Genomic DNA, 21502 nt, shown 5'->3' on the forward strand with positions numbered 1-21502 from the left:
CGATAATTGCAATGAAAACGACGACGACGCACGCGCCTCGACCGGCTAGCTCGCTGTCTGCGACGACCGCCTAGCCGGTTGCACGTCGTCCGGAATCGGACATACATAGGCCTCGCCGGCCAGCCGCTCCGCCAGCTCGGCCTTCGCCCGCGCGAGCAGCTCGCCGTCGGTCAACGCCGCGATCGCCGTGCAAGCCATCGTTTTGCCCGCGAACAGCATGCCTTTATGCGCATACGCGCTTTGGCCTTGCGCGACCGTCTGCCACGCGTGAAGCGGCGTGGCATACGCCCAAGTCACCGCCGCGCATTGCGCCGTCGGCACGTTCCAGCTGACGTCGCCGACGTCCGACGATGCCGGCATCATCATTAATTGCTCCCTGTACGGCGCAACGAACCGGGCAAGCGGCTGCTTCTCCAAGTAGGAGGCCGCTTCTTTGCCGACTTGCATGGCCGCGCTTTGCTTATCGCTATCGGACAGAGTGGCGAAGATCGCTTGCGCAAAGGTCAAATCGTCCTCCGAATATAGAGGGAGTTCCAGCTCCTGCATGAAGCCTTGCATGGCGCGCTCGAGCGCGGCGTTCGGAATCAGATCGGAGGCGCCCCCCTCGATACGGAAAGACATCGTCGTCCCCGTCATCAGCGCCGCGCCGCGTGCCACATCCTTCACGCGCTCGTACAGTTCCAGCACCTGCGAAGCCTTCGGCGCGCGGATCAAGTAATCGACCGCCGCATCCGCCTGCACGACGTTCGGCGCCGATCCCCCGGCGTTCGTCACGGCATAGTGAATGCGGGCTTGGTCGATCATATGCTCCCGCAGGTAGTTCACGCCGACATTCATCAGCTCGACCGCGTCGAGCGCGCTTCGGCCCAGATGCGGCGCGGCAGCCGCGTGCGCGCTTTTGCCCCGAAAAGCAAAATGCACATGCAGATTCGCCAGCGTCGACATGTGCGGCACCGCGTTCACGCCTGCCGGATGCCAACAGAACGCCGCGTCGACGTCGCCGAACAAACCGGCCCGGGCCATGTAAGCTTTGCCCGAGCCGCTCTCCTCCGCCGGGCAGCCGTAGTATCGGATCGTGCCGGAGATGCCGTGCCGCTCGATATAATCCTTGACCGCGACGGCGGCGGCAAGCGAGCCCGCGCCGAGCAGATTGTGGCCGCAGCCGTGGCCGTTCGCGCCCGGTTCGACGGGATTATAGGCCGCTTCGTTCGACCGTTGGCTCAAACTCGCCAACGCGTCGAATTCGCCCAAGATGGCGATGACGGGCGCGCCGCTCCCGAAGCTCGCGACGAATGCCGTCTCCAGGCCGGCTGCTTCGCGCTCCACCCGAAACCCTTCCTGTTCGAGCGTTCGGCACAGCAGCTCGGCCGATTTGAACTCCTCGAACCGGATTTCGGCATATTCCCAAATTTGGTCGCTAACGCCGATGAACAAGTTTTGCTTCCGATCGATCAAGTCGGAAATTTCGATCGCGATCGGATTGGTCATAAGAACACCTCTTTCTTGGCTTCTGCCTCTACCTGCGAATCGCCGGCGCCCCTAAAGCTCATCATGCCAAACGCGACGGCTCCCAGCACCGCGCAGCACGCCATAAGAAGAAATGCCGTCCAATACGAACCGTTGAAACCGTCGATAAATAAGCCGATCGCCGTCGGTGCGGCAAATCCGGCCAACTGCCCGCCCGTGCCGACGAATCCGGTGACGAAGCCCGCGTCCTCGGGCGTCGATTTCTTCAAGACGATCGAAGGCAGCAGGACGAAGACGAACGTCAGCAGCAGGACAATGACCGTTTGATACGCGAAGAACAGCGCGACGGACGGCGCGATGTACATGAGCGGCAGCAGAACCGCGGACAACAGGATGAACCCGATCGCTACCAGCCTGCTCTTCTCTACGCTAAGCTTGTCCTGGATGAAGCCGCTCGCGTAGAAGCCGGCGATGGCCCCGAAACCCGGAATGATCGACATGACGCCGATCGCCGTCATGTCCATGCCCCGCACGGTTTTCAAATAAGTCGGCATCCAGGAGGAGAGCCCCCAGTTGATGAAATAGAGCAGGAAATAGGCCGCAAACAACTTCCACAAGAGCGGCGACCGGAGCAGTCGTTTCAGCGGCATTTTCGGCTTCGGCCCATTCTCCAGCGGCTGCCGAGCGTACGCATTCGGCGTCATTTTTAATTGGAAATAATAAACCGCCGATAGCAAGATACCGATAACCCCCGCGCCGACGAACAGCAGCCGCCACCCGATCGAATCCAGCAGCAGCCCCGCGGCAAGCGCCGTAATAATGCTCATAATGCCCGCGGAAGATAGGATCACGGCAAGCGCCTTGCTCCGCTCCTGCTCCGGAAACGAGACGGAGATGATTTTGGAGGCCGTCGGGAAGAAGCTGCCTTCGCCGAGTCCAAACAGGAACCGAATCATCAGCAAGGCCGTCAACGACCAGGCAACGGCCGTCAGCGTCGTGAACAAGGATAACGCCAATATCGTCCCGATCATGACGTAACGCGGATTCCACCGGTCCGCCAGCATGCCCCCCGGAATTTGCATGATCGCATAGCCGAGGAAAAAGCTGCTGAGCACGAGTCCGGTGGCCGTGGCGCTGAGCTGAAGATCCTCGCCCATATAGACGATCGCGTAATTGATGACATAGCGGTCGAAGTTGCCTATCGACCATCCGAGAAACAGCAGCGCCAATAGCCGGTTTCGTTGCTTTCTCACACTTCCTCCTGTCATGTTTTCTCCCTCCCTGATGTCATTGTTATCGGATTGGATTTAGAATATAAAATTCGGCTTGCTTATACAATGTGGACATCTCTATAATTTTACGTATCCGACTATGGATACCCACATGAATGAAGGTGAAGACGATCGATACGGAAGCTTCGATAGCCGAATATATGACACACCATTTTCCATCCCGCGATTACCAAATTCATTTCGCGCCCAACGGTTACGACCGTCGCCTCGTATGCGCCGCCGGATCGGAGGAATCCGACGCTCGTACGCCCTTTGCGGAGTTGACCTTGGATTACGAGGACGAATGCAAGATCGTCGTCCGTTTCTTCGGGGCAGACGGCGCATGGACCGCTTCGCAGGCCAAGGAACTGCATTGGCGGCTCTACCCTGTCTATGCGGAATGGAGGATGGAACGCCAGCAGTATATCCTAAGACAGGTCATCGCCAGCATCCGGAGCATGACATCCATGCTCGACGTGGACGTTCTCCTCAACAATATTCTTGAGCAAGCGATGATGGTTATTCCGTGGAAGGTGCTCGGCACGCTGTGGATGTACGACGGGGACGTGCAAGCGCTGAAGGCGAAGGCATCCGTCGGCAAGCATCGGGATGCGGTTAGCGGCATGATGCTGCAAATCGGGGAAGGAATCGTCGGGAAGACGTTTCGGGACGGGCAGGCCCGATGGCTGCGAACCGCCAAAGACGTGTACGAGGAAGCCGTCGCCAGCACATCGGACCAAAATTTGCATCGCATGTATTACTCCGGCGGCTTCCACGATACCCAATCCGTCATCTCCGTTCCGGTCTTCGTCGATCGAGAGCCGGCTTGCGTCCTTATTTTCAATCAATACGGCGATCGGCCGCAATTCACGTCCATGGATTTCCAGCTGCTGCAAAGCTTCGCCGACCAACTGTCCATCGTGCTCATGAACGCCAGGCTGTTCCGGGACTTGAACAATCAGAACGCGCTGCTGGTCAAACGCGACCAAATCCATGCCTCGCTCATGAAGCTGTCGCTTCAAAGCAAAGGCTCTGAACGAATCGTGCAGGAGATGGGCAAGCTGACCGGACTTCCGCTGCTGTTCATCGACTCGCTGGATAACAAAAAGCATGCGTCCCGCGGTTCCGGTCCGTTCCGCCGGCTCGATCTCGAACGGCTCCACAAGCAATTCGATGCCGATCAAACCCCCGGCCCCTACTCGCAAGGCGGCTTGGACGAAGACGGCGCGTTCTACATCCAGCCGATCGTCTCGGCCGAGGCTGTCTTGGGCTTCATTATCGCGGACATGAACCGCGACTTGACGCCCCTCGATCATATCGTGCTCGAACAAGGAAGCTCCATCCTCGCATTGGAAATGGTGCTCAAGCAGTCTTTCACCGACTCGCGTTACAAACGCACGAGCGACATGTTCAACGAAATGCTGTTACAGAACGATTTGACCGTCATCGGACAGCGGGGGAAGGAGCTTGGATTAGAGGAGCATATGCCGTACTTGGCAGCCTTGATCGTCCTGAAACAACAATCCGGATTGCAGATGCAGGCGAGCGGAAACCGGCTCGTCGAGCTGCTGCGCAAGGCGTTCGTCGGCCAATTGCCCGTCGTGTTCGTCTCGAACAACAAAGTCACGGCGCTATTGGCCATCGCAGAACAAGACCAAGGACAAGCGAAGACGCGGCTCGAAGCCGTCCTTCAAGAAGCAGGCGTCCGGGTAGAGGAGGAAGCGGCCGTCGCCGGCATGGGCTCCGTCTATCGCGGCTTGCTATCCATCCAGAAAAGCTATACCGAAGCCGGAAAAGCCCTCGGCTACTTGGAATCCCGCAAGCAAAAGGGCGTCATCCGGTATGTGGAAATCGGCGTCAACCGCCTGTTTCTGCAGCAGCCGCCCGAACAGCTGGAAGCGTACGTTCAAGAAGTGTTCGAGCCCCTCCGCGGCACGAAGGCCGACGCTAGCCATCTGGAGGAAACCCTGCTGATGTACATCGCATGCAGCCGCTCGACGAATCAAACGGCGGCCAGGCTGCACATCCATGTCAACACGCTTTATCTGCGGCTGAAACGCATCGAGGAGCTGCTCGAGCTGTCGTTCCACAACCCCGAGCATCTGCTGCGCCTGGAGCTGGCTTGGTATTTGCGCGGATCGCCGTATGCGTAAAACCGCCACGGAAGCGCGTAGCGCCGGATGGCGGTCAAACGAAAAATGGTTAACAAAGCGCAGGGGCCGTTCCAGACGTCATCTAGATGACGATCGGAACGGCCCCTCGCGGTTATCGGCAATTATGCCCTCATATTGACCTCTTTCGTTACCGTGCGATTAAGCGGACGGCAGCTCCTTCACGAGCGCCGCCAATGCTTGTTCGAGCGGCGTCACCGGACGGCCGAGCAGCTGCTCGAGATCGCCGCTGGCCACTTCGAGCGCGCCTTCGCGGATGCCCTTCTGAATGCCGACCAAGATCGGCACGACGAAATCGGGTACGCCAGCGCCCGCCATGATCGACGCATACTCGGTATCGTCGACCTGGTGAACCGGAATGTCGCGGCCGATGACCGCGCTAACCGCGGCGGCCAGTTCTTCTTGGGTACGGAGCGGACCGCCCAGCTCGTAGACGGCGTTCTCTCGACCATCTCCCGCAAGTACGGCCGCCGCCGCTTCCGCATACTCTTGGCGCAGCGCCCAGCCCGCCTTGCCGCTGCCTGCCGACGTCAGCCACGGCTGACCGGCCAGCGCGCCTTGAATGCTGCCGACCTCGTTCTCCAAGTACCAGTTGTTGCGCAGGAACGCATACGGGATGCCCGTCGCGATGATCGCTTCTTCCGTGACGCGGTGCACCTCGGCCAGGAACAGCGAGCTCTCGCGCGCGTTCGTCGCGCTCGTGTACGCGATAAAGCCGACGTTCGCCCGCTTCGCCGCCGTAACCGCATCCGTATGCTGGCGAATGCGTGTCTCGGTATCGCCGTCAGCCGAGATGATCAGCAGCCGGTCGATGCCCGCGAAGGCCGAATTCAGCGTCTCCGGACGGTCGAAGTCCCCGTGCCGCACCTCGACGCCTTGCGCCTTCAGCGCCGCCGCTTTCTCCGGATTGCGCACGCTGACTGCCAGCTGGCTCGCCGGAACTTTCTTCAATAGCGCTTCGACCACCTTCGAGCCCAATTGGCCTGTCGCGCCAGTAACTAATAGTTTCATATTGTTAGCCTCCACTCGTTATCGTTCATCCAACCTGTAACCATTATAGTTACATGTATGACTTATTGTCAATAACGGAAATATTGAGCGCTTCATCTCCCTATTATCTCCAATGTCACGACAAGCAATTATCTATCATGATCACGGGTGGCAATTATGGACTGCGATCAGAGGTTGCGATCACGGGTTGCGATCACGGGTTGCGATTTCGGACTATGATCACGGGTGGCAATTATGGACTGCGACCACGGGTTGCAGTCAGCCGAGTCTCGTCTCCTTCCCTCGCACGAAAAAACCCAGGTTCGCGTTGTCGCAAACCTGGGTTGTGGCGTTTTCCTCTATTAGCGTCTCCGCCGTGCTTTTCGAATAAACTGCTTATTGCTGCTTCGCCAAGAAAGCGTCAATTTGCGCTTGCAGCTCTTGCTGTACTTTTTCGACGCCCGCGGCTTCGAGCTGTTCGTTCAGCTGCGCGAGCCCTTTGTCGATGTCCTTCACGACGCCGTATTCAAGCGGAAGCGCGTAACGCAGCATCACATTGCCGATGTTCGCGAGCTCCGTCTTCACTTTAGTGTTGTCGAACACGAACGTTTCCAGCGGATAGTGGTAGACGCCGCTTTCCCACTTGGCGACAAGCTCGGACGCTTCTTTCGGGAATGCTTCGTTGTCCCGGTTGAGCGGGGAATTGAAACTCCAGTTGGAGAAGCCCGTGAAGTTCGCATTTTTGTCCGTCGCCTTGAAGACCGTGTCGCCGACCGGCTCGTAATGCACGCCTTGAACGCCGTACATGATCAGATCATGAATTTCCTTGTCGTTCTGCATCAGATCGATGAGCATCAAAGCGCGCTCCGGATGCTTGCTCGTCGCATGGATCGACGTGCCGTTCTGCGTCGAGATCGCGATCGATTTCGCTTTGTCCGGCGTCACGTCCGCCAGCGCGACTTCATACGGCGAATTCTCTTGTTTCATTTGGGTCATCAGATTGCCGAGCGTGCCGTTATTATGCGTAATCGACGCCGTCAAGCCTTGCTTGAATTTTTGTTGGTGGTCATCCTTGCTGTTGAGTACGTTTTTCGCCCAAGCGTTGTTATCCGCCAGGTCCTTGTAGTACGTCAGCAAATCTTTGAATTCCTGCGTTTGGTACACGTTGAACACTTGGCCCTTCGCATCGGACAGCTTGAACGCAAATGGCATATCCAGGTCGAACATGTTCCACTCGTTCTGCTGCTTCAGCAGGACGCGGTCGAGATTGTGGTATTTCCAGTCGCCCGTCTCCGGCGTGAACGGCGTAACGCCCTTCTCCTTCTCGGCTACCGTCTTCAGGTACGTAGCGTAGGCTTCCGGGCTGTCGATCGCCGGCAGGTTGTATTTCTTGCGCAGATCTTCGCGGTACAGAATCAGCTTCTCCACCGACTCGCCGCGGTTCTGCGGCACCATGTACAGCTTGCCGTTCACCTTGGCTTGGTCCCAGCTCACCTGCGGCATCGCTTCCAGCGTCTTCGGCAAGTACTTGGCGATCATGTCCTCGGTGATCTCCAGGAAGCCGCCCTTCAGCGCCTGGTCATGATAGCCGGCCCAGTTCGCGGAGTAGATCAGGTCGAAGTCCTCGTTCGCGGCGAGCTTAAGCGGATATTTTTGCGCCCAATCGGACCAGTCCAAGAATTCGCCTTCCAGCGTCGCGTTGATTCTCTCCTTCAGCTTCTTGTTCAGCTCCGCGAACACGACGTCGTAGTCGGCCGGCTTCGGCCCGACGAAAATCATCTTCAACTGGACTTCCTCGGATGTATCGGCGGCACCGCTCGCGTTATCCCCGGATGTCGCTTCGGAGCCTTCCGTCGCCTGCGTGTTGGCAGGCTTCGTATTGCTTCCATTGCCTCCGTTGCTCCCGCCATTGTTACCCGAACATGCGCTGAGCACCATGACGAGCGTAAGGAGCACAGCCATTATTACCGTTCTTTGTTTGTGCAGCATCCCCCGAGTTCCCCCTTCGTATAGCCGTTCAAATTTGATATGGTAACGCTTACAATTCTAATTATAGATGGTGAAAGCGTTTTTCTTAATTGCGCGGAACAACGAAATGTAATACGAAATCAATGATCGACGAAAAAAATGACCGCCCGGCCGAACCGCTTTCGAGCGCCCCGATTCGCTTACGGCAAAAAGCCGATCGCCGGACATCCGGCAATCGGCTTTCTCATTGGTATCGACGTTATTCGAGCGCGCCGTAAATCACATTGCGCAGGCGCGGCTGATGAATCGCCTCGAGGTTCGGCAGCATCTGCTGCATGTAGACCGCCGCCAGCTTTTCCTTCGGATCAATCATCGTCCACGTGCCGGCAAGCCCGCTCCAGCCGAACTCCCCGATCGAAGCGCCGCTGCCCGCAGCCGCCGGATCCACCATCGTTCGGACGCCGAGCCCGTACCCGTAACCGGCCAGATATGACCAGTTATAATCCGCCAACTGCTGTGCGGACAGCTGATTGGCCGCCATCTGCGCCACGGTACGGGGGCCCAGAATGCGCACGCCGTCCAGCTCTCCGCCTTGCGCCAGCATGGCGGCGAATCGGCCATAGTCCGCGAGCGTGGACAACAAGCCTGCCCCGCCGCTCTCGAACGTTGCATCCGGCTGGTAGTTCGCGTCGAAATCGTCGCTTGGCGAACGGACGCCCGCTTCGTCGCGGATATACATGGTGGCCACCCGATCGCGTTTATTGGCCGGAACCCGGAAGGAGGTATCGTTCATCCCGAGCGGATCGAAGAGCTCGTCTTGCATGAATTGTCCGAGCGTCTTGCCCGACAGCACTTCGATCAGCGCGCCGAGCACGTCATGGCTGTAACCGTACTGCCAGCGCATTCCCGGTTCGAACGCCAGCGGAATCGCAGCGAGTCCCCGGGCGAGCGAACGGTTGTCGAAGCGCCCGCTGCTTTTCAGCTCGTCTTCAAGCCGTTTCGTCGCCAGCTCCGTCTTGCCATCCCCCCACGAGTAGGTGAGCCCGGACGACATCGTGAAGAGATCCTTCACTCGAATCGGTCTTGTCGAAGGCACCACCTTCCATTCCCCATGCTCTTCTCGATAGACGTGCGGCTGTTTGAATTCCGGCAAGTATTCCTCCAACGGGTCGTTCAGCAAGTACGATCCGCGTTCATGCAGGATCAGCGCCGCCGCGCACGTGACGACCTTCGTATTCGAGAAAATGCGGAATATCGTATCCGGGCCGACGAGCCGCGCGCTTCCTTCGTCGGCATAGCCGACATAATCCTCGAACACAACATTACCGTTATGTACGACCAAGCAGGAGCATCCTGCCGGCCCCTGTTCGACGAAGCGGCGCAGCAGCGGACGCAAGCGTTCTAACCGTTCCATATTCATTTTGTACGGCACCTCCGGAGGTTTAAGGAATTTCCCTTCGCTTGAGTCTTCTACTTGAACCGGCCGAATACCTCCCGAGCCTCGTCCAAACTTTGGCGCGCTCGAAGATTAAGCGACTTTTTGTCTGTCAACCCATAGTCCCTCAGCGCTCGACCCGGATCCAGGACGAGCGGCTTCGCGATGACGTCTTCCAGCAAGTCCGTCGTGACTTGCAGCGACTGGTAGTGTGTTTCTTTGGATGGCGCCTGCCGCATCAGCTTGAACAATCGTACAATCGTCTCGGCATAGCTCAGCCTCACGAGACTATCCGCGCTCATGACCTGCTTCGACGCGAATTTCAGAATGCTTTCGTAGATACCCGGCTGCTGGCCGATCTTATAGATCGCCTCCAGCTCCTCGAGCGCGTCCGTATTAAGAATCGATAATGCCTTGATTAATTCGTCGATTAGTTCCGCCGTCCACGCCGCTTCCGTTTCCTTCGGCACGTCGTAGGATTTATAAGCTTGAAGCACGCCTTCCTTGTGCATGCGGATCATATTCCCGCGATGGCGCATGAATAGCTCCCTTGCCTGATTAAAATCACCCTGTTCCATCCGTTTCACCAACTTTTCTCGTTTAGATCCACCCCATATATTCTACTTTTATCTCCATTCCCCTTCGTTCGGAGTCGCAATTCGCCGCAAAGCAAACAAGCAGATACCAAGATGGCATCTGCTCTACTGTGCGAATCATGCTCCTACCGATTACAGCATCGGCGCTTTCAATGCGGTGTCGATGTTCATCAGATCCAGGCGGATCTGATCCGCGGTGTTCCACGGGTGATACCAGCCCCGCTCGATCATGTAGGCCATGATCCTCTCGTGCGTATCGATCGCTTCCTCCAGATGCTTCGTCAGTACGGCCTTCACTTCCGGCGTGCCGGCTTCCGTAACGGCCATCGCGTAATTGCGGACGCCGCTTTTGGCATTGATCAGGAAGTTGGTCGCGACCACTTGATCCGTTAGCGTGTTCAAGCCGGTTAAATGTTCCACGATCGTATTCATCGTTTCGCTCCTATTGGATGGCTTTCGTTAACAGCGTCCCGAGCTCCTGCAGCTGTACATGCGTCGTTTCCACATCCTGCTGCAAAATATCCTTGAGCTGCGGGTCCGAAACGAGGCCACGCATCGTTTTGGCTGTCGTCAGACAGATGGTTTTGAACGCCGCCAGTTCATGAACCTCCAGCGTTTCGTGCAAAGCGAAATCCATGTTTACGCCTCCTCTCGGCCGCCTCGTCGCCAATCAAGGCTTCAAGACCACCTTAATGCAGTTGTCCTGTCTCGTATCGAAAAGTTCATAGCCGCGCTTCGCTTCGCTAAGCGGGATCACGTGCGTGATGACGTCGCTCGGATCGACTTTGCCCGTATCGATCAGCTCGTACATATACGGCATATAGTGGATGACTGGCGCTTGACCCGTGCGGAGATTGACGTTCCGCTGGAAAATATCGCCGAGCGGGAACGCATTGTAACGGCCTCCGTAGACGCCCGTGACTTGAATCGTGCCGCCTTTGCGAACGGCTTGCGATGCAATAACGATGCCGCCCATCGCGCCGCCATGCAATTTCAACCCCGAGGCAAGCGACTCCATCGGCGTCATTTTGCCGCTCATGCCCGAACAGTCGATGACGACGTCCGCCCCGCCCTTGGTCATCTCCTTCAGGTCGTTGCCGACATTCTCGAACGCGCCGGCGTTGACGGTCTCGACGCGGTTCGTCCGCTTCGCGTGCTCCAGCCGGTAATCCAAATAATCGACCGCGATGACGCGGCCCGCGCCTTTGAACCAGGCGAACTTCTGGGCGAGCAAGCCGACCGGACCGCAGCCGATGACGATGACGGTATCGCCGGCTTTCACCCCCGCGTTATCCACGCTCCAGAATGCGGTCGTCATCGCGTCCGCGATCAGGCACAGCGTTTCATCAGGATGCTCGCAGCTTTCTGGGATTTTGAAGTGGGTGAAGTTCGCGAACGGTACCCGAAGAAACTCCGCCTGTCCGCCCGGATGGCCCCCGGTCGTGCCGGAATAGCCGAAGTAGCCCCCCATATCGCCGTTATCGTTCGAATGATCGCATTGGCTTTCCAGTTGATTTTTGCAATAGAAGCATTCGCCGCAGGCGATGTTGAACGGAATGATGACGCGGTCGCCCTTCTTCAGGTTCTTCACGTCAGGACCGACCTCTTCGACGATTCCCATCGGTTCGTGGCCGATGACGTAGTCCTCTTGCAGATTCGGAATCATCCCGTGAATGAGATGAAGATCCGATCCGCAAATGGCCGTCGTCGTCAGCCTAACGATCATATCGTTGGATTTCTCGATTTTCGGATCCGGGACTTCCTTTACGACGACGTTCTTGATCCCTTGATAAGTTACGGCTTTCATGCCTCGCTGCCTCCCATATGCTCGTCCGGCGTCCGGTCGAACATGCCCTTGCGCGACGTATCGTCCGGGAACAATTTCTGCTTGCTGATTTCCAGCGTATTCGTAAGCGACAGCACGTCCAGCTTGAACTGCTCCTGCAGCTCGTAAGGATGGAACCATTTCTTCCTGACCATCAGTTCCGTAATTTCTTGATGAAGGGCGATCCCTTGCCGCAGCTGTTCGCGGAGCAGCGCTCTCGCCTGAGGGGACACGGTTTCCGTTAGAGCGACGGCGATATTGCGCACGCCTTCTTTGGCTCGCATTAAAAAATCCATCGCAAACGTCATGTCCGCCATCTCTGGCATATTAAGCGCGTTCGCCGGGTCCAGCGCATCCATCTTGATCGGGCCGTCTTGCTGAACGTTCATCGTTGTACGTCTCCTTTGCCTTCCTTAATTCAATATCGGCGTCGGGCGGAACTCCGGAACCGGGGCCTCGAACGGCGACTCCGCATATACGGCTTGCAGCTGGGCGATCGCCTGCTGCGTCTGCTGCACGTCCTTTTCCATGAGCTGCCGGAGTTCTCGATCGAACACCAGACCTTGCATCAACTTCGACTTGGCCAAGCCAAGCGTCTTGAAATTGATGATCTCATGCAGATCAAGCGCTTCATGAGCGGCCAGCCGCTTTTCGTTGATCATCTCAATCCCTCCAAGTCATGGCTACTAACGAGCTTAAATAAGTTTGTCCACTCTTGCGCGATATATGTTGAATTTGAACCCTATTTTCTCCGAAGCTAGCCGCTTTGCCCATCATCGTCCATGCTCGATGCCAACCTCAGCATCTGATCGGTGAGCAGCCGGTATTTTTCTTCGCTTTGCATGAGCGCGAGCTCCATGTTCCGCCGGACGGTAATATCCACGCTCGTCCCGATGATCTCCACGATTTCGCCGCCTTTGCGAATGGCCCGCAAGGAGGTCAAGTAGTAGATGCCGTTTAATTCCGATTCATAGCTCACCATCTCTTCGCCTTGCCACGCTCTCCGGTAGCAAGCTTCCTTACGGTGCGCGTCCGCAAGGGTCAGAAATTCCTTCGCTTCCTTCCCGACGATTTGCTCCGGCACCAGTCCCATTCGAAATAGCAGCTTCCCTTCGCAGAAGGTATGGATAAGCTTCCCATCGCGTTCGGCTACTTTGAAAATAAACCCTTCCTGCAGGCGAATGATCTCTTGCAGCGCTTCGCGGTCCATGCGCAGCCCTTCCTCCAGCCAAAAGCGGTTAGACGGCAAGCCGCTCAGCCCGAGCCTCTGCCCGAACGATTGGAGCTCATGGAACTTCTCGGTGAACGCGCGCCCCGGAAGCGGCTTCTGGAACAGAAAGCCCTGAGCGCCGTCGCAGACGTGTTGGGTGAGAAACGTCAGCTGATCCTTATCCTCAACACCCTCCGCCATTACGCTCAGTTTCAGATTATGCGCCATGTTGATGATCATCTTCACGATCGTCGCGTCATTGACGTCGACCGGACACTCCTGGATGAACGATTTGTCGATCTTCAGCTTATCGATCGGGAATTTGCGCAAATACGACAACGAGCTGAACCCGACGCCGAAGTCATCCAGACTGATCCGAACGCCGAGCGCTTTCAAGGCTCGCAGCACGATCAACGCCTGCTCTGCTTCGATCATAATGCTTTCCGTAAGCTCCAGTTCCAAATAACGCGGTTCCAGTTCCGTTTCTTCAAGAATACGGCTAACGACCTGAACGAGTCCCGGCTGGTAGAACTGCCTCGCCGACAGATTGACGGCGACCGTAATCGGCGCAAGGCCCGCGTTCTGCCACGCTTTGTTTTGTTGGCATGCTTCGCGCAAGGCCCATGTCCCGATGTCGTTGATCGTCCCGTTCTCTTCGGCCAAGGGGATGAACGACGACGGCGGAATCAAGCCGAGGTCCGGATGGTGCCACCGAATGAGCGCCTCCGCGCCGGTCAGCTGCTGGTTGCGCAGATCGTATTGCGGCTGATAGTGGAGGACGAATTGTCCGGTTGCCAAGGCATGGCGCAAATCATCCTCGCGTTCGATCGGCGGCCGGTCGCCCGTCTCTTTACGCTCATCGAACACGCGAACGTTATTCCGGCCTTCTTTCTTCACTTGATACATGGAATGATTCGCTTTTTTCATCAAGATCGTCAGTTCCCGGCCGTCTTCGGGATAGAACGCGATCCCGATGCTTGCGGACATCCGCAGCGCTTGGCCGTGGATGAAGAACGGCTCGGACAAGGCTTCGAGCATCCGTTCGGCAATTCGCACCGCATCGTCCCGTTCGTTCAACTTCGGGATCAGCAGCATGAATTCTTCGCCGCCCACGCGAGACAGCAGCTCACCTTGACGGACGCATGGTTTCAACCGCTTGGCCACCTCCTGCAGCAGCAAGTCTCCGCCCTCGCAGCCTACCGTGTCGTTCACCGATTTGAATCGGTCCAGATCGATGAACAGCACGGCGAATTTCGCGTCCGTCATGTTGGCCAGGTCAGCGGACACGCCGTTCATAAAACCGCGGTTGTACAAACCGGTTAGCGCGTCGCGAACCGACATTCTCCCCAACTCCAGCACGTAGCTTAAATGATTCGCAAACTTCTGCAAATAAGCGATATCAGCTTCGGAATACTGCCCGGGCTGCGAATCGAGCACGCACAGCGTGCCGTACATGGTTCCGTCGCGAAGCAGGACCGGCGCGCCCAAGTAGGAGTCGATCCGGGCATTTTCCGTCACCTCGACCGGTTCGCGGCTGCCCGAATGAACGATCCCGCAGTAAGATTCATGAATGGGCAGGAAGATGCCTTTTTCGATATGCAACCCGCCGGCGTTCAGCGTTTCCAGCACGCGAAAGGCATGCTCGTCCGTGTGCGCGACAAAACAAGCTTTCTTTCCGTAATAGCGGCTGACCAGCTCCAGCATATCGCGAAGCGCATCTTCGAACGGATGGAGCGGCATGGCGTCTTGCGTCGAATTCTTCACCTTCACGTTACTCCTTTTTGCCAATCTTCAGGTATCATTAGTATGACCTGGATGCGTACCGTTAAATAATGGGGAAGATCCGGTATATCCCGCTCCGCAGATGGTAAAAATGAGGGGACATTGAAGCATTCACTCGCTTGGAGGCAGGCCTAGCATGCCGAATATGGTTCCTTATCTCATCCTTGCTTCTCTGGCGATTTCGCTCTTGAGCTATATCTTGATCAGCTCCAAAAGATGGATGAACGTCGTTCTGTTTCTCGCCTTCATCGGCATGATTTATTTGTTCGAGTACACGATTCTCGTCCTCTTCGACTGCTATGTCTATTATCCGAAAATACTGCCGAACCCTTATCTGGATAGCATGATGGGGGCGCTGATCTCGAATTTCCTGACCGTTCCCGTGCTCGGCTTGGCGATGGTCGTGTATCGGCTATCCTTTCGTTGGAACCTTGTCTTCACGCTGCTGTTGTGCGGCGTAGAGTGGCTTTTTCTTCATCTGGGCATCTATGCGCATCATTGGTGGAAACTTGGCTATACGCTGGCGGCCTTTCTGTTCTTCTTCTGGTTCGTTCGATATTGGGCGAATCGATTGTCGCGAGGCAGACGGCTCTTTCAATACGTCACGCTGCTCATGTTCTCGCTCAGCACGGTGGACACGATGTCGTACCTGTTCATGCTGACGGGCGTGCGGCAATTCCTGCCCGGCGTGTTCGAGCTGCACTCGCGCGACGACGTATTTTTCACGTTTCCGTACACCTTAGTTAAGGCGGCGCTCATCGCCAACGCGGTGTTTTGGAGTCCTCGGCTGCGATGGCTGTTCGCCGCGCTGTTCATCATTATGCTTCTGCAATATCCGCTGATTCGGACGGGCGTACTGCACATTTATATCCCCTTGTGGCTCTACTATCTCATTTATGTCCCCTGCTGTTTGTTCGCGGCATGGTGCATTCGCAGAGGCATGCGCGTCTTCCGCGACCAAGACGCCTCTACCGCATGAATTTTCGCAATTGAACAAAGCCGATCCAACCTGGACCGGCTTTGTTTCACTTCTATATTATACCGCCGGCTTATCCAGCAGCAGCCGAAGCTCAACCTTCACGTCATTCTCCGTCTCTACGATCACCTGATGCGGGTTCTTCATGCCGAAGTCGGCAAAGGTGACGATCGTGCTGCCTTCCAGCTTGACCTGGCCTTGCTCATATACCGCTTGGCTGTCGAACACGACCTCCTTGTCGACGCCGCGGACGTTCAACGTTCCCTTCAGCTGAAGCGGCACGGCGACGCCCTCGCTCCACGTCTCCGGGAAACCGTCGATCGACGTTGCGGCGAACTTCGCTTGCGGATGGGCCTCGGCGTTCAAGTATTGATCGCCTTTAATATGACCGTCACGCATCGGATTGCCGGAATCCAGTCCTGCCAGGTCGACCACGCCTTCGGCCGTCATCTGTCCGGCGCTAGCCGTATCGATCGTCCATTTGCCCGTTACCGTGCCGGCCGTCATATTGACGGTTTCCTTCGACGTTGTCATCGAGATATACACTTCGGATCCGTCGGCAATCGTCCATTCGCCGTTCAATTGCTCGCTCGTGACAACGGCGCCCGAGGCTGCCGCGGCCTCTGTTTCGCCGATCACTTCCTTAATCTCCACCTGGTTGCCCGTGAAATAATCGTACGTCCAATACCCGCCGCCTGCCAAAACCACGATGGCCGCTCCTGCAGCCAATACCCATTTCTTGTTCATCGCTTCTCCTCCTCCTATGTATGTCGCCACCAACCAACACTACGCTGTGTAGTGTTGAAGAGTAAAAAAAGATGGCAACTGGTTACCTCGCCCCACACTACGTGTTGTAGTGCAATGAGACAAATGAATTACTCTTACCTTATCAGCGCAGTATGAAAAGAACCTTAGCGCAATCTGAAAATCAGCTTAAAAACGAGAACGAACTAGATACTCGCATCGCTCGCGAGCATGGCTGCGATACCGCCGCCTAGAACGCCGTTGGTTTGCCAAATACGAAAAACAGGAAAATCAATGAAAGTCTCTTCGTTCCCGCCGCGTCCAACCAGCCCCTTTCGACTGCGTCCTCGGCACTTTAAAGCGCAATCGCATACGATTGCCCGCCTTCTCGCCTAACAAACACAAGGAGCATGCGATTCGTAATCGCATGCTCCTCGGAAGCTTGTCTCACGCCGCCATCAAGCGGCCTTTAGGCATGGAAATTGGTACCGTCCGTCGTCGCGGCGATGACGCCCGCGCGAATGACGAAGTCGCCGAAGTGTTCTCCGCTCTGGCGTTCCTGCGCATAACGCGGGATCAGCACCGACAGTTCGCGAAGAATCTCTTCCTCGCCGATATTCTCCCGGTACATCTTGCTCAAGCGGCTCCCGTCGTGAGCGGCGCCCAAATACATGTTGTATTTGCCCGGCGCCTTGCCGATGAAGCCGATCTCGCCGAGCGAGTGACGCGCGCACCCGTTCGGGCAGCCGGTCATCCGGATCGTGATTTCTTCTTCGCGCAGTCCGTTCTCATCCAGCATGACATCGATCTTGTCGATGAGCACCGGCAGGTAACGCTCGGCTTCGGCCATTGCGAGGCCGCACGTCGGCAGCGCAACGCAAGCCATCGAGCTGCGGCGGAGCCCCGAGAACCGTTTGCCGTCGGACAGGCCATAGCGCTCGATGAGAGCGGAAATCTCCGCTTTCTTCTGCGCCGATACGTTGGCGATGATCAAATTCTGGTTCGCCGTCAAGCGGATGTCGCCGGTGTGCACCTTGGCGATCTCTCGAAGACCCGTCATTAGCGGATAGCCGTCGAAATCCGCCACGCGTCCGCCTTCCACGAACAACGTATAGTGCCACGTATCGCCTACGCCTTGCACCCAGCCGTAACGGTCGCCGTTATCGTTGAAGTGGAACGGCTTGGCGGCCGCCAGCTTCCAACCCAGCCGGCGCTCCAGCTCGGATTTGACGTTCTTCAGGCCGAGACGATCGACCGTATATTTGAACCGGGCATTCTTGCGATGCGCGCGGTTGCCGTAATCGCGCTGGATCGTGATGATTTTCTCGGCTACGTCGTAGATCTGCTCCGGCTTGCAGTAGCCGATGACCTTCGCCAGCTGCGGGTAAGTCTCTTTGTCGCCGTGCGCCATTCCCATGCCGCCGCCGATCGCGACGTTGAAGCCGGTCAATCTGCCGTCCTCGACGATCGCGATGAAACCGAGATCCTGCGAGTAAACGTCGATGTCGTTGGATGGCGGAACCGCGATGCCGATCTTGAATTTGCGCGGCAGATAGAGCGGGCCGTACATTGGTTCGACTTCGTCGACCTCCGGCGTGGAAGCGACCTTCTCTTCGTCCAGCCACAGCTCGTGGTACGCTCTCGTCCGCGGCAGCAGATCATCGCTGAGCCGCTTCGACCATTCGTACACTTCGGCGTGGACGTCGGATTGATACGGATTCGGATTGCACATGACGTTGCGGTTAACGTCGCCGCAGGCGGCGATCGTGTCCAGCAGCGACGCGTGGATCGATTGAATCGTCTTCTTCATGTTCCACTTCAGAATGCCGTGCATCTGGAATGTCTGACGCGTCGTCAGCTTCAGCGTGCCGTTGCCGTATTTGTTGGCCAGCTCGTCCATGACCAGCCATTGCCCCGGCTGGGCGACGCCAGCCGGCATGCGGACGCGGAGCATGAATTGATACGCGGGTTCGAGCTTCTGCTTCTGGCGCTCGTTGCGCTGGTCGCGGTCGTCCTGCAGATAGCTGCCGTGGAATTTCATCAGCCGGTTATCGTCATCCGAGATGCCCGCGCTGAGCGGCTCGAGCATCGATTCGGCCAAGGTGCCGCGCAAATAATTACTTTCGCGCTTTATGCGTTCGACATCGCTAGGTGTTCCCTCAGGGGCCGTTAATTTCGTCTTTGCCATGCTAAGTCGTGCTCCTCTTCATCCAAAATCAATATACGTCGCGCTGATACCGCTTGCTCTGCTGCATCGACGCCAGATAGTTCTCCGCTTCCTCGCGGCTCTTGCCGCCTTCGGTCTCGATAATCTCCAAGAGCGTGCGGTGCACGTCTTTGGCCATGTTCTTCTCGTCGCCGCAAATGTAGAACGACGCGCCTTGCTCCAGCCATGCGTACAATTCCTTGCTGTGCTGAAGCATGCGGTGCTGCACGTATACTTTCTCGTCCGTATCCCGGGAGAAGGCCACGTCCATGCGAGTCAAGACGCCGTCTTTGACCCAGCGCTGCCATTCCGTCTGGTACAGGAAGTCCGTCACGAAATGCTGATCGCCGAAGAACAGCCAGGATGGGCCTTGCGCCCCGCTCTCTTCGCGCTCCTGCATGAACGAGCGGAACGGCGCGATGCCCGTGCCCGGTCCGACCATGATGATCGGCGTGCTTGGATCTTCCGGCAGCTTGAAGTTCTCGTTCGGTTGAATGTACACCGGCACCGTATCGCCCGGCTGCAGCCGCTCGGCGGCGTAGACGGAGCAGACGCCCTTGCGCTCGCGGCCGTGCGCTTCGTAACGCACCGCGCCGATCGTCAAATGCACTTCGTCCGGATTGGCGGACTGGGCGCTTGCGATGGAATACAGACGCGCCGGGATTTTGCGAAGCAACGACACGACGTCCTGCGCGCTTCCTTGCAGCGGACCGTAGTCACGGATGAAATCAAGCAGATCGCGGCCATGAACGTAGGCCTTGAATTTCTCCCGGTTGCCCGCGTCCAGCAGCTCGAGCGCTTCCTTGTTCGCGGCGATCTGCGCGAGCTTCTCGATCAGCGGCTTGGACAGCGTCGTAATATCGAAGTATTCGATGAGGGCTTCGCGCAGCGCGCGAACCTCGCCATTCTTGTTCACCGTTACCTGCGCCTGCGGATCCCACTTCGTCGCTTCCAGCAGCTCGTCGACGAGCGCCGGATCGTTCTGCGGATAGACGCCAAGAGCGTCGCCCGGCTTATACGAGATGCCAGATCCTTCGAGGGACAGCTCGAGATGGCGCGTTTCTTTGTTCGAACCGCGGCCGTTCAGGTTCAAGCTCGCCAGCACTTCGGCGCGGAACGGGTTGGTGCGGGAATATGCGGATTCCGCAGCAGCTCCGGCATCGGCCGTCGGCGCGGCGGCCACGGCCGCTCCCGTACCGGCGGAAGCCGCTTCCTTCAAGCGATCCACGACGCTCTTCAACCAAGCGGATGCCGGTTCGTCGAAGTCGACGTCGCAATCGACGCGGTCGACAAGACGCGTCGCGCCGAGCTCTTCCAGACGGGCGTCGAACTCCTTGCCGGTCTGACAGAACAGCTCATACGAGGTGTCCCCGAGCGCCAATACCGAGAAGGTCATGCCTTCCAGCCGCGGCGCGCGTTTGCCGAGCAGGAACTCGTGGAACGAGATGGCGTTATCCGGCGGCTCGCCTTCGCCGTGCGTGCTCGCCACGATCAGCAGCTGTTGGACTTTCTTGAGCTGGTTCGTCTTGAAATCGCTCATCGCGGAGACGGTGACGTTGAAGCCGTTCTCCGTCAATACCTTAGCCGATTTCTTGGCCAATCCCGCCGAATTGCCGGACTGGGAGCCGAAGAGAATCGTCACGTCCTTGCTCGCTGCGGGTGCCGGCGCGGCTGCAACGGCGCTTGGCGCCTGCTGCGCGGCCAGCGGAGCCGCGGAGCCCGCCTGTGCGGAGGCCGTCGCGGCAAGGAAACCGCTGAGCCAAATTTTTTGACTGTCGGTCAAGCTCGGCAGTAGCCGGTTCAGAAGGTCGACCTGCTCTTGGTTAAACGGACTGTTGGTTACTTGCAATTGCAACGCGATCCACCCCACAAAAGTTTGTCTTGCGAAAACATGCCGGGCGGGCAGACGTACATCTCCGCCCTCCGATTAACTTACCTTTTGAAAACTATACCATATAACGCGAGCGAAATGGTCGACTTAAAGATAATGAATTCTGATGAATCCTATAATAAAACACAATGCGCTGGGCGTTCTTTCCAATATTCGGCGAAAACGGGCTCATCCATCCTATCCAACGACGCGAAAAAGAGCATGCCTCTCAGGGACATGCTCTTCATGCTTCATGCAGGGTGCGGGAATACGAAGGCGTCGGATACGCCTACACGATCTTCGCCCCGAACGACCGCGCCACGAGCACTGCTTGCTCCCGGTCCAGCTTCACGCCCGTCAGCGCCATCGTCTTGAAATCCACGCCGTCCAGCTTGGCGCCGCGGAGATCGGCATCCTTTAGGATGGCCTTCGATAAGACGGCCATCGTCAAGTCGCAGTCCCGCAAATCCGCCTTCTCCAAGTTGGCGCCGGACAAATCGGCTTCCACCAACCGGACGCCGCGCAGGTTCTGTCTCGCCAGCCGGGCTTGTCTCAAATTCGCGTACGACCAGTCACCCTGCTCGATCGTCATGCCGTCTAACGTGGCGCCCGAGAAATCGGAGCCCGTCATTTTGCACGCTTCGAATTTGGCCACGAACAGATTGGCGCCGCCGAACCCGCAGTTCTCGAAGGCGGATTCTTTATGAATGGACCCGTTCAGCAGCGCCCCGCGAAAATCGCATGACATGAAACGGCAGCCGCTGGTGACGACCTCTTCCAGCGAACCGTTCGCGAACGTACATTGATCAAATGTGCAGCCGATCAGCTCGCCGTATCGCAAATCCTTGGCGCCGAAATCGACCTTCACGTAATGCTGTTGATGATGTTGAAACATGCTAGCCTCCCGAGTACGCGATATAGCTCCACTATAGCACACGGCTGTCAAGACCCCGGGTATGCGCCGCGAAATGTCAAGCACTAAATTTATCGA

At 57.3% G+C, this 21502-nt stretch carries 18 protein-coding genes; 2 read left to right on the forward strand and 16 right to left on the reverse strand.

The genetic code is table 11. The features are described from left to right. Positions 1-45: 45 nt before the first annotated feature. Together ACFSKT_RS05175 and ACFSKT_RS05180 are read right to left on the reverse strand one after the other, a co-directional pair. Positions 46-1488, reverse strand: coding sequence for a M20 family metallopeptidase (locus ACFSKT_RS05175; RefSeq protein ID WP_377718991.1), 1443 nt, complete (start codon positions 1486-1488; stop codon positions 46-48). After that, positions 1485-2720, reverse strand: a complete 1236-nt coding sequence (locus ACFSKT_RS05180) for an MFS transporter (RefSeq protein WP_377718992.1) — start codon at positions 2718-2720, stop codon at positions 1485-1487. The genes ACFSKT_RS05175 and ACFSKT_RS05180 overlap by 4 nt, the downstream gene beginning before the upstream one ends. Before the next feature lie 134 nt (positions 2721-2854). Here ACFSKT_RS05180 and ACFSKT_RS05185 point away from each other — a divergent pair, with 134 nt between their 5' ends. Further along, entirely contained in the window at positions 2855-4891 is a 2037-nt protein-coding gene (locus ACFSKT_RS05185) for a helix-turn-helix domain-containing protein (protein ID WP_377718993.1), read from the forward strand. Between the two features lie 159 nt (positions 4892-5050). On the opposite strand, the gene ACFSKT_RS05190 is transcribed toward ACFSKT_RS05185, so the two are convergent. From ACFSKT_RS05190 to ACFSKT_RS05235, 10 genes are all read right to left on the reverse strand, one after another. Beyond that, positions 5051-5920, reverse strand: coding sequence for an SDR family oxidoreductase (locus ACFSKT_RS05190; protein ID WP_377718994.1), 870 nt, complete (start codon positions 5918-5920; stop codon positions 5051-5053). Positions 5921-6295: 375 nt separating this feature from the next. Continuing rightward, positions 6296-7888, reverse strand: coding sequence for an ABC transporter substrate-binding protein (locus ACFSKT_RS05195; protein ID WP_377718995.1), 1593 nt, complete (start codon positions 7886-7888; stop codon positions 6296-6298). 238 nt (positions 7889-8126) lie between these two features. Then, positions 8127-9287: a serine hydrolase domain-containing protein gene (locus tag ACFSKT_RS05200; RefSeq protein ID WP_377718996.1), complete on the reverse strand. Its 1161-nt coding sequence runs from the start codon at positions 9285-9287 to the stop codon at positions 8127-8129. A gap of 50 nt (positions 9288-9337) precedes the next feature. After that, positions 9338-9841: a hypothetical protein gene (locus tag ACFSKT_RS05205; RefSeq protein WP_377718997.1), complete on the reverse strand. Its 504-nt coding sequence runs from the start codon at positions 9839-9841 to the stop codon at positions 9338-9340. 189 nt (positions 9842-10030) lie between these two features. Next, a complete protein-coding gene (locus ACFSKT_RS05210) occupies positions 10031-10330 on the reverse strand; it encodes a spore coat protein (RefSeq protein ID WP_377718998.1) in 300 nt (99 codons plus the stop codon). Positions 10331-10340: 10 nt separating this feature from the next. Next, positions 10341-10535, reverse strand: a complete 195-nt coding sequence (locus ACFSKT_RS05215; RefSeq protein ID WP_377718999.1) for a hypothetical protein — start codon at positions 10533-10535, stop codon at positions 10341-10343. Positions 10536-10568: 33 nt separating this feature from the next. Beyond that, positions 10569-11705, reverse strand: coding sequence for a zinc-dependent alcohol dehydrogenase (locus ACFSKT_RS05220; RefSeq protein WP_377719000.1), 1137 nt, complete (start codon positions 11703-11705; stop codon positions 10569-10571). After that, on the reverse strand, positions 11702-12088 hold the full coding sequence (locus ACFSKT_RS05225; RefSeq protein WP_377719016.1) for a spore coat protein: 387 nt from the start codon (positions 12086-12088) through the stop codon (positions 11702-11704). The genes ACFSKT_RS05220 and ACFSKT_RS05225 overlap by 4 nt, the downstream gene beginning before the upstream one ends. Positions 12089-12136: 48 nt before the next feature. Further along, entirely contained in the window at positions 12137-12385 is a 249-nt protein-coding gene (locus ACFSKT_RS05230; RefSeq protein WP_377719001.1) for a spore gernimation protein GerQ, read from the reverse strand. A gap of 95 nt (positions 12386-12480) precedes the next feature. After that, complete coding sequence (locus ACFSKT_RS05235; RefSeq protein WP_377719002.1) at positions 12481-14697, reverse strand: EAL domain-containing protein; 2217 nt, start codon at positions 14695-14697, stop codon at positions 12481-12483. A gap of 154 nt (positions 14698-14851) precedes the next feature. Between ACFSKT_RS05235 and ACFSKT_RS05240 the strand changes: the two genes are divergently transcribed. Next, positions 14852-15694: a hypothetical protein gene (locus ACFSKT_RS05240; protein WP_377719003.1), complete on the forward strand. Its 843-nt coding sequence runs from the start codon at positions 14852-14854 to the stop codon at positions 15692-15694. 57 nt (positions 15695-15751) lie between these two features. On the opposite strand, the gene ACFSKT_RS05245 is transcribed toward ACFSKT_RS05240, so the two are convergent. The 4 genes from ACFSKT_RS05245 to ACFSKT_RS05260 form a co-directional block, all read right to left on the reverse strand. Next, entirely contained in the window at positions 15752-16438 is a 687-nt protein-coding gene (locus ACFSKT_RS05245; protein WP_377719004.1) for a YceI family protein, read from the reverse strand. Between the two features lie 466 nt (positions 16439-16904). After that, positions 16905-18623, reverse strand: coding sequence for an assimilatory sulfite reductase (NADPH) hemoprotein subunit (gene cysI, locus ACFSKT_RS05250; protein WP_377719005.1), 1719 nt, complete (start codon positions 18621-18623; stop codon positions 16905-16907). A gap of 28 nt (positions 18624-18651) precedes the next feature. Then, the gene (locus ACFSKT_RS05255; RefSeq protein WP_377719006.1) at positions 18652-20496 is read right to left on the reverse strand and encodes an assimilatory sulfite reductase (NADPH) flavoprotein subunit; all 1845 of its coding nucleotides are present in this window, start codon (positions 20494-20496) and stop codon (positions 18652-18654) included. A gap of 304 nt (positions 20497-20800) precedes the next feature. Then, positions 20801-21406 (reverse strand): pentapeptide repeat-containing protein, encoded by a 606-nt coding sequence (locus ACFSKT_RS05260; protein WP_377719007.1) that lies wholly within the window; start codon positions 21404-21406, stop codon positions 20801-20803. Positions 21407-21502: the final 96 nt, after the last annotated feature.

The organism is Paenibacillus xanthanilyticus, assembly GCF_042682185.1.
Lineage (GTDB): Bacteria > Bacillota > Bacilli > Paenibacillales > Paenibacillaceae > Paenibacillus_Z > Paenibacillus_Z xanthanilyticus.

What these genes read in the sequence shown, in the direction of transcription:
- ACFSKT_RS05175 (WP_377718991.1), bottom strand. Translation starts at nt 1,488, where the DNA reads ATGACCAATCCGATCGCGATCGAAATTTCCGACTTGATCGATCGGAAG.
- ACFSKT_RS05185 (WP_377718993.1), top strand. Translation starts at nt 2,855, where the DNA reads ATGAAGGTGAAGACGATCGATACGGAAGCTTCGATAGCCGAATATATG.
- ACFSKT_RS05190 (WP_377718994.1), bottom strand. Translation starts at nt 5,920, where the DNA reads ATGAAACTATTAGTTACTGGCGCGACAGGCCAATTGGGCTCGAAGGTG.
- ACFSKT_RS05195 (WP_377718995.1), bottom strand. Translation starts at nt 7,888, where the DNA reads ATGCTGCACAAACAAAGAACGGTAATAATGGCTGTGCTCCTTACGCTC.
- ACFSKT_RS05200 (WP_377718996.1), bottom strand. Translation starts at nt 9,287, where the DNA reads ATGAATATGGAACGGTTAGAACGCTTGCGTCCGCTGCTGCGCCGCTTC.
- ACFSKT_RS05205 (WP_377718997.1), bottom strand. Translation starts at nt 9,841, where the DNA reads ATGCGCCATCGCGGGAATATGATCCGCATGCACAAGGAAGGCGTGCTT.
- ACFSKT_RS05210 (WP_377718998.1), bottom strand. Translation starts at nt 10,330, where the DNA reads ATGAATACGATCGTGGAACATTTAACCGGCTTGAACACGCTAACGGAT.
- ACFSKT_RS05215 (WP_377718999.1), bottom strand. Translation starts at nt 10,535, where the DNA reads ATGGATTTCGCTTTGCACGAAACGCTGGAGGTTCATGAACTGGCGGCG.
- ACFSKT_RS05220 (WP_377719000.1), bottom strand. Translation starts at nt 11,705, where the DNA reads ATGAAAGCCGTAACTTATCAAGGGATCAAGAACGTCGTCGTAAAGGAA.
- ACFSKT_RS05230 (WP_377719001.1), bottom strand. Translation starts at nt 12,385, where the DNA reads ATGATCAACGAAAAGCGGCTGGCCGCTCATGAAGCGCTTGATCTGCAT.
- ACFSKT_RS05240 (WP_377719003.1), top strand. Translation starts at nt 14,852, where the DNA reads ATGCCGAATATGGTTCCTTATCTCATCCTTGCTTCTCTGGCGATTTCG.
- ACFSKT_RS05245 (WP_377719004.1), bottom strand. Translation starts at nt 16,438, where the DNA reads ATGAACAAGAAATGGGTATTGGCTGCAGGAGCGGCCATCGTGGTTTTG.
- cysI (WP_377719005.1), bottom strand. Translation starts at nt 18,623, where the DNA reads ATGGCAAAGACGAAATTAACGGCCCCTGAGGGAACACCTAGCGATGTC.
- ACFSKT_RS05260 (WP_377719007.1), bottom strand. Translation starts at nt 21,406, where the DNA reads ATGTTTCAACATCATCAACAGCATTACGTGAAGGTCGATTTCGGCGCC.